Below are 11,347 nucleotides of genomic sequence, written 5' to 3'. Positions count from 1 at the left end.
CCTCCACTAATTCTTTCATTAGCGTCCCTCTAAAAATGAAAGAATTATCCACTCAATATTTTCATGCGTAACCCCTGGCTCAAAGGCTACGATTGCTATGACCAGGGCGAGCATGTGGACAGCGGCCACGGGCAGTCAGGACGGGAGAACCGGCCGGTGCTTTATCTGGTCAATGGTGAGAAAGCCGAAACCGTGCGGGTATTGCCGGCGATCGCGGTCGGGCAATAGCCTTTGGTTTAACGCCTCATCCATTTATCTTCACTTCAACCGAAAGGGGAACCGGTCCCCTTTCGGGACGTGTTTTCCTTTTTTGTCCTATAAGGAAAACACGCAATGGCATCTCGCCCTGGCCATCAAAAAGAATTTATTTCGCTGTTTAAACAAACAGCACGTTACCACAACCGTCATCAGGTCTTTCGGGATTTCTGTCACTGTGCAATGGCAGCCATTCACAATAAATACTGTTTCAGTGAGGAGCTGGAGCAGTATTACCTGAAAACCATCAACAAGTATAAACGGGACGATGTTGACCGGATTGTGCAGCTGTTTTCGCATGTGACGCTGGGATTAGCTCAGGAACCCTGCGATTTTCTGGGCAGTGTGTTTATGCGACTGGAGCTGGGGAATAAAGGCCTTCAGCAATTCTTTACGCCCTGGGGCGTGGCCAGAATGATGGCGGAAATACAGTTGCACGACGCTGCCGGGCTGTTGCAGACCCAACCGTTTGTCACTTTTTTCGAGCCAGCGTGTGGTGCGGGTTGTATGACTCTGGCCGCCGCCGAAGTGCTGAGAGAGCAGGGGCATGACCCGATGTACAGTCTGTGGGTTTCTGCGATTGATATTGATCCGCTGGCGGCGGTGATGGCGTACATCCAGCTTTCACTGACCGGCATTCCGGCCGCTGTCACCATTGGGGATGCCCTGCATGATGGCGGTAAAAAACGGACGCGTTACACACCCGCTCATTATCTGGGGAACTGGTCTCAACGTTTGCAGGAATATGAACAAGCAGCCTGAAACCCGTTTTCACGTTTTTTCCTTTTTTCTCTTTGCGCCTTTCGGGGCGCTTTTCAGTTTTTAAATGTCATTAATATGTTGATTTATGATGAAAATTAAGCTGATTCAGTCAGTCAGTTAATGGGTGACTCGAGTCAGGTTAATTTTCATTTTCGCAAAAAGAGTTTCTCCTTGTTTCAGATTGGGATTCACCGACACTGAGCCAAATTTGAAAAGGAGGAAAACAACATGTTTGCGCGTTTTAAATCGCATTTTACCCGCCCGCCAGCGCCACAGAAAAAATCATCAGAGCAAAAAACAAGCGAGGTTCGTGATAACGGGGGCTATTTCCGGCCACAATCGGCTGATGCGTTGCTGGCAACGCCCTTGCGCCGTCAGTGCCTGCAACAATTATGGCAAAACAGTACATTACCCGAAGGCTTGTATCAGCGTTTTTACCTTGCACCGGTGAAGCAATTGCTGGGCAGCGTTCAGCAGGTACCCGCCGCCCCGGAGGGCGACTGGTCAGGCCGTGGTGGGTTTGCTGACCTGACGATGCAATTTACCACCTGTGCCGTGCGGTTAGCGAAAGGGCATCTGTTACCACCGGGTGTCGCACCAGAAATGCAGGCAGCACAGAGTGTCTTATGGCAGACGGTCGTGTTCTGGGCCGCACTGTTTTATCACCTGCCGCTGTTGCGGCAGCTTGAAGGGGAACTGGAAGACGGGCATTACTGGCAGCCGGGTGTTTGTATCCCCGACAAACCGTTTCGTTTCCGTTTTCGCACACCGGAGAACATACCGACGGTTCCTCAGGAAGTGTTGCTGGCTGCCTGTCTGTTACCGGAAAAAGCCATGATGTGGCTGGTGACCGTACCGGAAGTCTGGCACTGTCTGATGCAGCATCTCAATGGGCGTCCTTCCACCGTCCCGCTGATAGATACATTACTTCAGGAAGCCGCCGGGCAGGTTCATTCCCCTTTGTGGGTGAAACCGACGGTTTCGCTGTCTCCGGTGACGGAGACGGCGTTCTCTGCCGGCTGTAACTCTGTGCCGGAAACGGCATCCCCGCCTCCCGTCAGTGATATAACAAGCCCGCTGCCATCTCCCTCTGACGATACCCTGGCATTATTGTCATTATTTCAGTCAACTGATGGAGCTTCGCAGCAAAATAAGGGAAAAAATCACCATCACGACCTGAAACTGACCAAACGGCCGGGGCGGGAGAAAGAAAGTATTGCCACTGACAGTCACCGGCATTCATCATTTAAAGATAAATAATTCAAATGGTTATTTCTATTTTATTGCCGCGAATCGTTTTGGGACAGGAAACGGCAGGATGACATGATGATCCGAGGAAAAAATAACATGTTGCACACAGCAGAAACCCTCAGTTGGGAAGCGCTATTAGAAGAGTACTTTTTTTCACATATCCTGAGACCGGATACCGAGTGGAGTTATTGCAAGGTCACACGGGGTTTTATCCGGTTTATGGGGGAAGCGGCATCACTGGCGCAGATCACTCATCGAGATGTGTTGTGGTGGCGGCGCCATCTTTTGGTGGAGAAAAAGCAGTCGAGCCATACCTGGAATAATAAGGTGGCTCACCTGCGGGCTATTTTTAATTTCGGCATGGAGCGAAAACTGCTGCCTCACACCGAAAACCCGTTTAACAACGCGGTGGTTAAAAAAGAGAAGAAAAAGAAGAAGATTTTGAGTCAATCGCAGATAACCCGTATTAATCTGTTGATGGGAAAGTTTGCTGAAGAGGAAAGAACCGAGGTTACCCCACGGGGAGGGTGTTGTGCCCTGTATCCGACCTGGTATTGGTCAACGGTACTGGCGACATTGCGCTTTACGGGGATGCGTCAGAACCAGTTACTGCACCTGCGTCTGCGGGATATTAACCTGGAAAGCAATTATATTGAACTGGGGCTGGAAGGCAGTAAAAACCACAGTGAATGGGAAATCCCGATTATCCCGCCGCTCAAACCCCGGCTGGCAAAATTAGTGGAAAGGGCGATTGCTGCCGGCGCTAAAGCCAATGATCCGATTTTCGATCTCAGTCGGTTAAGTGTGCCGCACCCAAGCCGGCTTTCCCGTTACAAATATGATATCAACCGGGAAAAACAACAGCTCCGTTCTTTCTTTCGCCGGCTGTCCAAAGAGTGTGATTTTGCGGTCTCACCCCACCGTTTTCGTCATACGTTGGCGACGACCCTGATGAAATCGCCGGATCGTAATCTGCCGCTGGTGAAACGATTACTGGGGCACCGTAATGTGGCGACGACGATGGAATACATTGATCTTGATATGGAAGTGACGGGCAAAGCCCTGGAGCGGGAACTGGGGGTGTATACTGATTTTGCTGATGAGCATGAATAAAACGGCGTAAAAAAAGACAGGGCAGGTCTCAGACAGGATTGAGGTGGAGGTGTGAGTGAACTGCCCTGCATCAATATGGAGGGTATGAAAAAAATGGCTAATTTCGATTCTCTGTCCCGTGAAGTATTCCCCTGACTTGACATCAGAATCAATTACTGAAATCATTACCTTGCACGAAAAAGAGTGTTTGCAAACGCAAACACTCTTTATTCTTTATTTACGGCTTTCTTAAATACTGAGTAGGCAAATCAGAATACCCATTGTTTAACATTTTCTTAACGGCCATAAATTTTAACTTACTTGTTAAGTTTATGATAACTAAAACAAATGAGCTATAAAATTTTGGTGCCCGGAGACGGAATCGAACCATCGACACGGGGATTTTCAATCCCCTGCCAGACTGATGAAAAATAAAACGTAATTTTTTTAGCTTGCATACTTAAATAACTGAGTATGCAATATGATAATTCTTCCCGTTATTTCCCCCAAAGGGGGCGAAGGTAAATCGACTCATGCAGCCAATCTGACGGGTTTTTTTGCCGATGCCGGTTTAAGCGTTCTCCTGATTGATGCGGATTATTCGCAACCCACTTCCAGCAGTATTTTTCCCCTGAGCTATGAAGCACCCACCGGCCTGTATGAACTGTTGATGCAAATGGTGGATCTGAATCAGCCGGAACAGATAATTTCCCGTTCGGTGATCCCCCATCTCGACATCATTGTGTCCAACGATCCCGATGAACTCCTGCCAACGGCGATGCTGCACGCGCCCGACGGGCGTTTGCGCCTGCGAAATATCCTGCAACATCCCCTCTTCAGTCAGTACGATGTCATACTCATTGATTCCAAAGGCGCGGCAGGTGTGATGAGCGAGCTGGTTGTACTGGCTGCCACGCATGGCGTTCTGGGCGTTATTAAACCCATCTTGCCCGATGTCCGCGAGTTCCTGCGCGGTACCCTTCGGATGCTGACCCGGCTTCAGCCTTTTGAAAACTATGGTATCCGGCTGCCCGCTATCCAGATACTGGTCAATGGTATTGAAGGGACTAATCTCGACAGGGATACGCTCCATGAACTGACCGACATTATCAATCATCAACGTTATGACGCCTCCGCACTGGGTGGCAGGCAAGTTTATCAGTTGTTGAATACCCGAATAGACCTGCTGGATATCTACAAACTGGGGCATGTCCGTGCCCAACCCGTCCATCGCCTTGAATATAAAACGACTCGAAAAAGTCCGGCTGCCGCGCAAACTATGCACAGCCTCGCCTGTGAGTTAGTGCCCTTATGGGCGGAAAAATTCGATGCGGTACTGGTTGAACAACCGACGGGAGACGCGCAATGAATAGTATCTGGCGAGCCGTCTGTTTCTGTTATGACAATGCGGAATTACCCTTCACGGATACACAGGATGAGTGGTTTGTGTTTATCGATGCTCCTGACCGTAAAACGGCACAGGCAAAGTTCCGGACATTATTACCTGCAGTCTGGGGTGTTTCTACTGAAATGGCTGAACATTTCAGTCCCCGTTCTGAAGAGGAATTACGCGAGCTGTCTTTGATGCTCAGTGCTCCGGATGATTTGGCACTGCTGGAATGTGGCTGGGAAAATGGCAAGCCACAGTATTTAATAGAAAAAAAGGTTTTATTCTGGGTTTCTGCGCCCGATCTGCAACAGCGCTTAATCAGGGCGTTGAATGCCGTCAGTCAGGAGGTCGCCGATGGATATGGCGCATGATCATTTACAGACCATCAGCGAAGTAGCACCCAGCTATGCTTATGCCGAAGTGGGGGTGCTGGGTGGTCTGGTGCTGGAGAATGAGCGCTGGGATGTTGTTGTTCAGCTATTGGCTGACGACGATTTTTACTTTCCGGCACACCGGATAATATTTCAGGCCATCGCTGAACTGAGCGGAAAAAATTGTCCGTTCGACCTGATCACCCTGACCGATACGCTGACCCAGCGCGGACAAATCGACCGGGCAGGTGGTTTTGCCTATGTGGCAGAAGTGTGTAAAAACACGCCGAGTGCGGCCAATATTGAGGAGTATGCCCGCATTGTGGCAGAAAAGAGCCGCTTACGTCAGTTACTGGCGCTGGGTAACGCGCTCAGTGCTGAAGTCTTTCAGCCGAATACCCGGTCAGAAACCCTGATTGAGCAGGCAGAAAGCCAGTTGTTCAATCTGGCTGAAAAAGGTTCAGCCCGCCAACATCAGGAAATGACCCTGTTGCAGGGGGCAGACAATCTGATTGCCCATCTGGAGCGAATACAGGGCTCACAGGGGATAACCGGTACACCGACCGGCTTTCAGAACCTTGATGAGAAAACCTGCGGCTTGCAGGCCGGTGATCTCATTTTGCTGGCAGCCCGCCCCTCCATGGGGAAAACCGCACTGGCTTTAGCCTTCTGCCTCGGTGCATTGCGCCATCGTGAAGAGGCTGTTGTGCAAATTTTCAGTCTGGAAATGCCGACCACACAACTCATGCTGCGTCTCACCGCCGTGGAAGGTGGTGTCTCTTTGAGCGCCCTGCGCAGCGGGCTGTTGGATGATGAGCAGTGGGGGCGTATCAGCCACAGTCTGGAGCAATTTGCTCAGTGGAACCACAGGCTGATTATTGATGATTGCAGTCAGCAGACCCCAGCGTTATTGCGTGCCCGTGCCCGCCGTTATACCCGAAAATACGGCAAACCGGCTCTGATTATGATTGATTATCTCCAGCTTATGCATTCGCCCGGACAGGAAAACCGCACGCAGGAAATTGCCGACATCTCCCGCAACCTGAAAGCGTTAGGCAAAGAGCTGGACTGCCCGATACTGGCATTGTCTCAGTTGAATCGACAGGTCGAAAATCGCCCTGATAAACGCCCCAACAATGGTGATTTACGTGATTCCGGCTCACTGGAGCAGGATGCTGATCTGATCCTGCACCTTTACCGCGATGAATTTTATCACCCTGAAACGCAGGATATCGGTATCGCCGAAATTATTATCGGCAAGCAGCGTCAGGGCCCTACGGGTACGGTGCGTGTGCGATTTGACGGGCAATATACGCGTTTTTCGGACTTATCAACAGACAGTTATGGTTACGGGGGTTAAATGATGGCACGGCAAAATCTCAATTTAGGCAATGCCCTGTTACAACAAGGGCGTCAGGCGGTGGTCATTATCAATGACAGTCAACCGATGGCTGAAATGCCGATGATACTGACGCTGGATCAGCTACGCCCCAATCCGGATAACCCCCGCACCGGGCGCAACCCGCGCTATGACGATATCAAGTTTTCCATCAAAGCACGCGGACTGGATACGGTGCCGAAAGTCACCCGTGATCCGGAAGGTGATGATGCCTATATCTTCAGTGATGGCGGCAACACACGTTATCAAATCCTGTCTGAACTGTGGCAGGAAACAAGTGACGAGCGTTTTTACCGTGTTCATTGCCTGTTTAAGCCATGGCCGGGGCGCCTGCAGTGCGTGATTGGACATCTGGCTGAAAATGAGCTGCGCGGTGAACTCTGCTTTATCGAAAAAGCGCTGGGTGTCTGCAAGGCCAGGGGGATTTTTGAGGAACAGCAGCAAAAGAAAATTTCTATGCGGGAGTTATCATCATTGTTGGGCAGAGAGGGCTTTCCTGTCAGTGCCAGTCATATCAGCCGGATGGAAGACACAGTGCAATACCTGTATCCGTGGATACCCGACTTGTTGGGATCGGGGCTGGGTGTCGGGCCGATCCGAACTTTGCTGGCATTGCGGCAGGATGCAGAAGCTGTCTGGCGGCAACATGTCGTCAGTATAAATCCGGAACCCGTCTCTACCTTCGATGAGGTCTTTGGTGCCTGTTGCCGCAAGTTTGATGCGCCGGAATCCTGGGCACCAGAGATGTTCCGGGATGAACTGATCGGCGATTTATTACAGGCACTGCCACACCCGTTGCTGAATTACGACCGCTGGATACTGGAATTAGATCCGAAGGAAAGCAACCGCAGACAGCTCTTTGGTGAGCAGGCCACGGCGTTTGAATATGTGCCGGAGCCGGAGGCATCTGAGCCGGATAAAGCGGCGCGGGTTCGAGCGCCGGAGCGGGGATCGGATCCACGGATAATTTCCCGGCCTGCAACGGAGTCGGTACAGGTGGATGAAATCAGTCTCTCATCTTCTGACGAGGAGCCAGCGCCTGCCGCTTTTTCCAGAAAAAATCCGGTTATACCCCCTTATCAACCGGATAACCCGACTGAGTCTGACCTGCCTGTCCCTGAAGCGGAGTACCTGCATTTTGCCCGGACGGGTCTGGAACCCGTCAGTTCGGTCTGGGAAATTTCACCGATGCAGGATGATACCGAGCACCTGCAAAACATGGCGTTTCGGCTGGCTTTCGAACTGGCGGAAACCATGGGGTGTGAAAGCGATTTGCTGTCTGCGCCGGATGAAGGAACAGCGGGATTTTGTCTGGCTGACAGACAAAAAGCCCGCCCCTTTTCGCATTTATTGCTGTCCCTGACCGGGGAAACCGCCCCTGACACGGGTGAATTGACGTTGACTGCCGTATTGCTCGGCACCGCCGGGCAGGAGGATGTTCCTTTACTGGATGATACCCAAACCGTGAAATTCTTACGCCTTATCCGGGTTATCCGCCGCCTGCGTGAACTTCAGCGTCAGATGGCACCGGAGAAGGTGACGGCGTAGCGGTGCCGGTGAGTTGTGCCTGTTTTCCAATGTGTTGTTCATTGCGTTTTGACTGGCCTGATATTGGAGGAAGTGTATGAATCATTTATCACAAGCAACAAACAGCCTGCTGATGCAGCTGGTGATGGATTTGAAGAACGGCTATATCCGCCGTTGTGAGTCATTGGGGCTGGCACCCGGCGAAATGCTGATGTTGCAGAGCCTGACGATTGAGGATTTGCATTACTTAGGCAACAGCCCGGTGTCGGTGCTGACTGTCCGGATCCATCACAGTAATCTGGCGCGCATATTACATCAGGCCCGTATCGAGCAACAGCGGACGCAACGTATTGACCGGGCACTGGAATTAGGCGGTTCGATTGAACTGATGAAGTATTTTTTTGGCTTATCCAGTCTGGAAATTGCGGCCCGCCGGCGTATTGCGGGCATGGCGGTGCGGGCGGGACGCGGCATGGTGCTGACGGAAGCCGAAAACCGTGACCTGTGGCAACGCTGGCAGGCCACAGAGATTGCCGATGCGGACAGTGCCGAAGGGCTGGATATCATGATGGATGTCGCAGAGGGTAACGATGTCTCGCTGACGTCCGTCTGGAATGCGGTCAGGGAATGGCAGCAGAGCGGGACGCCCGAACCGGCACCGGTAAAAAAACAGGCATGGGATGGGTATTAAGGCAACGATGTCAGGAAAATTAAGGGAAATTATGCCCGGTCTGCATGTACCGCTGACCGCACCGGGGCTGTTTCGCCGCAAGGCGCAGCAGCAGGTGAGGCGGTATCAACGGGGTGAGCGCAATTATGTCAGACTGAAAGAAAAAGGCACCGGTTATCTGAAAATCAATGTGGGATTGTTCTGGCGCCTGTTAAGCCGTAACGGCGGTCAATCCTGGGAGTTAATGCACCATGAACGTTACAACAATGAAATCCGTAAATCGTAAGCCATTTTGATTATCAGTGTTGTTATTCTGCACCTTGTCATTGAATTGGGACAGGGTGCAGCCATCACAATATTTTTTAACGGTTAACGCCGGAGAGATAAGGGATCATCATGCACCTGTCAGCAGACAGTTTAATTGCACATACCATTGCCAAAATGAAAGTCCGTCTGGCGCAACGGGCGGACGATGACGTTTCACAACTTCGCAGTGGTCTGCTGTTTATGGGCAATATCCACGATGCGTATCCGCGCCGTTTGTTGCTGGATGAGCGTTTGTCCCCGTTGGATAAAACGGGCTGGATGATGATCCGCCTGTATGCCCAACAAAATGAAGGGGCGATTTTTCCCAGCTATGACGAATTGCAGGTATTGCTGGCATCGCCCTATAAAGGAAAGGCGTCCCGTGAAACGGTCAGCCGGGTGCTATTGATGTTGCGAATAACCGGCTGGCTGAGTTTGTGCAAACGCATACGGGATGAGCAAGGGCGGGTACGGGGCAATATCTATGCTCAGCATGATGAGCCGCTGACCTGCCGTGATGCGGAAACCTTAGATCCCGGCTGGCTGGATGCGGTAGCGGAAGCCTGTCGCAGCAAGAACAGAACTATCAGCCAGACCGCCCGGGACGTGTTGACAGAAATTAAAGAAGATCCGCTGATGCGCCATCGTCACAGTCATATCCGTTTGCTGGAAGACCGGCTTGGGTCAGTGCAGACACCGCAGCAAAGGGTCATACGTCAGGGGATGAAAACGCCATCACCGCCGTCAGCGATTAAAACCGAACCGGGGGCCATCAAGCCGGGTTCGAAAACCGAACTCAGTTGCGAAAAACAGAGACTTAAGCTTAATTCGGAAACCGAACTCAGTCTAAAATCAACGGGTTATAATAATTTAATTAAACCGAACTGTAACGTACGTTCTTTCACACACAGTGTGAATAAAAAAACGTACGTCAATGAGCCATCGGGCATTTCGCTGCCGGAAGGGCTTTGCAGGCAGTTGGAGCCGGAAGATGTGATGATGCTGACCCACCAGTTGCAAGCGCTGCCGACAGAGCAGGGGCAGACTGTTCTCAGCAGTCTGGATAAGGCGTTAAGAGCAGGGAAAGTTAATAATCCGGTGGGTTGGTTGCTGGCGGTGATGAAACGTGCCCGTGAAGGTCAATTGTATGCCAAGCCCGGTCAGTCTGAACCCATTGCCCCTGTTGCTGAACCGGCAAGGCCGCGTGTTGAACTGACGCCTGAAACTCATCGTCCGGTATCCCCGTCTTCACACGTGCATGTGCAAAATGTGGTGAAGGATATTCGCCAGCGGCTGAATCTGGTGAAATACAACTGAGGTGGATGTGAGTGAAATTCGTACGGTGTTGGAGGCTCCAACACCGTATAAAAAACAGCCATCTTTATTTGTAACGGTGATGGTTGAAAATCATACCGTGTTGGCGCCTCCAACAAAGATTAAAAAGTATGCGGTGACACACGACTAATGGCGCTTAAATAAATCATCGTCCTGACAGGGAAATAAAATCAAAGGTTTTTACACCTTCCCATAACTGGTTATTGATTGAGTTCCGAATGCCTTTCCCCTGATAGTCCCGCAGACATAAACAGGCTAAACAGGAGATGATCTTTATGTCTGATATTGGCGAAAAAACGGCACCGCCGCCGCGTTTGCGTGCCGGTGTATTAAAATCCTCTTTGAATATTGAGCTGCATACTTACTACGCGATCCGGCTCTGGGAAGGGCGCAGAAGGGAGGAGATGACGAATCCCCGTAAGTTTTCAGATATTCTCGGTATGCCGCAGGTCATCAAACGCGCAGGTACTATCAGTGCGGACTCGGCAGCCGATAATCCCTACGCCGATGTCTGGCTGGTTAAACTGGAACAGACGCTGGATGCCGCCTCTGCCAATCTCCAGCAGAGCATCACCACCTTGCAGGATACCCTGACCTCCCTGCCGGAACACGTTACCTTATCGTCGGTGTCCTCCGTCGAGCCGCTGAATATCGGTGTCTACAGTCATTCACCATTAGGCTATCGCTGTGTCTGGTTGCTGGTCGGCTATGACCAGTTAGCCATGAAAACTTTTCAGGCTTTTCATTACGGCCTGATTTCACGTTCGGAACGTGATGCGTCGCTACACAATGGCAGCCATGCTATCCGTCAGGTTTATGGCATTGTGCGCTCTTACCGGTCACTGGCTGTCTCCCGACGTGATATTCAGGAAAAAACACCGGCAGGTCTGGAGGCCATGAAACTGCTGGGTGAACCCAACCCCGATATTCTGTCGGGCAGGTTGCGTTCGGTTTTTTCTCCTCCTCTGCGTTCGGTTGAGCAGGATTGA

The 11,347-nt window shown here is 51.2% G+C and carries 12 protein-coding genes and 1 pseudogene; all 13 read left to right on the top strand.

The window, feature by feature from the left end:
• Positions 1-78: 78 nt before the first annotated feature.
• Positions 79-228 (top strand): annotated as a pseudogene (locus NXS07_RS09115) (DUF1281 domain-containing protein); the annotation flags it as partial.
• Between the two features lie 105 nt (positions 229-333).
• On the top strand, positions 334-1,017 hold the full coding sequence (locus tag NXS07_RS09110; protein ID WP_258086574.1) for an N-6 DNA methylase: 684 nt from the start codon (positions 334-336) through the stop codon (positions 1,015-1,017).
• A 228-nt stretch (positions 1,018-1,245) separates the two neighbouring features.
• Positions 1,246-2,277 (top strand): TraI domain-containing protein, encoded by a 1,032-nt coding sequence (locus NXS07_RS09105; RefSeq protein WP_258086573.1) that lies wholly within the window; start codon positions 1,246-1,248, stop codon positions 2,275-2,277.
• Between the two features lie 87 nt (positions 2,278-2,364).
• The gene (locus tag NXS07_RS09100) at positions 2,365-3,381 is read left to right on the top strand and encodes a tyrosine-type recombinase/integrase (RefSeq protein WP_258086572.1); all 1,017 of its coding nucleotides are present in this window, start codon (positions 2,365-2,367) and stop codon (positions 3,379-3,381) included.
• 460 nt (positions 3,382-3,841) lie between these two features.
• A complete protein-coding gene (locus tag NXS07_RS09095) occupies positions 3,842-4,729 on the top strand; it encodes a ParA family protein (RefSeq protein ID WP_238126522.1) in 888 nt (295 codons plus the stop codon).
• On the top strand, positions 4,726-5,121 hold the full coding sequence (locus NXS07_RS09090) for a hypothetical protein (protein WP_238126521.1): 396 nt from the start codon (positions 4,726-4,728) through the stop codon (positions 5,119-5,121). The genes NXS07_RS09095 and NXS07_RS09090 overlap by 4 nt, the downstream gene beginning before the upstream one ends.
• Entirely contained in the window at positions 5,105-6,481 is a 1,377-nt protein-coding gene (gene dnaB-PI / locus NXS07_RS09085; RefSeq protein WP_238126520.1) for an SPI-7-type island replicative DNA helicase, read from the top strand. Before NXS07_RS09090 ends, dnaB-PI begins: the two co-directional genes overlap by 17 nt.
• Before the next feature lie 3 nt (positions 6,482-6,484).
• On the top strand, positions 6,485-8,068 hold the full coding sequence (locus NXS07_RS09080) for a ParB family protein (RefSeq protein WP_238126526.1): 1,584 nt from the start codon (positions 6,485-6,487) through the stop codon (positions 8,066-8,068).
• A 76-nt stretch (positions 8,069-8,144) separates the two neighbouring features.
• Positions 8,145-8,738, top strand: coding sequence for a DUF2857 domain-containing protein (locus NXS07_RS09075; protein WP_238126519.1), 594 nt, complete (start codon positions 8,145-8,147; stop codon positions 8,736-8,738).
• Positions 8,739-8,745: 7 nt separating this feature from the next.
• Positions 8,746-9,003: a ParE family toxin-like protein gene (locus NXS07_RS09070; RefSeq protein WP_038203215.1), complete on the top strand. Its 258-nt coding sequence runs from the start codon at positions 8,746-8,748 to the stop codon at positions 9,001-9,003.
• 110 nt (positions 9,004-9,113) lie between these two features.
• Positions 9,114-10,340 carry an STY4528 family pathogenicity island replication protein gene (locus NXS07_RS09065; protein ID WP_238126518.1) on the top strand — a complete coding sequence of 409 codons (1,227 nt, stop codon included), beginning with the start codon at positions 9,114-9,116 and terminating at the stop codon, positions 10,338-10,340.
• A 7-nt stretch (positions 10,341-10,347) separates the two neighbouring features.
• Positions 10,348-10,488 (top strand): hypothetical protein, encoded by a 141-nt coding sequence (locus tag NXS07_RS09060; protein ID WP_238126517.1) that lies wholly within the window; start codon positions 10,348-10,350, stop codon positions 10,486-10,488.
• 145 nt (positions 10,489-10,633) lie between these two features.
• Complete coding sequence (locus tag NXS07_RS09055) at positions 10,634-11,347, top strand: PFL_4669 family integrating conjugative element protein (RefSeq protein WP_258086571.1); 714 nt, start codon at positions 10,634-10,636, stop codon at positions 11,345-11,347.

The organism is Xenorhabdus bovienii, assembly GCF_024721015.1.
GTDB classification, from domain to species: domain Bacteria; phylum Pseudomonadota; class Gammaproteobacteria; order Enterobacterales; family Enterobacteriaceae; genus Xenorhabdus; species Xenorhabdus bovienii.
This window is presented reverse-complemented; position numbering and strand designations above follow the sequence as displayed.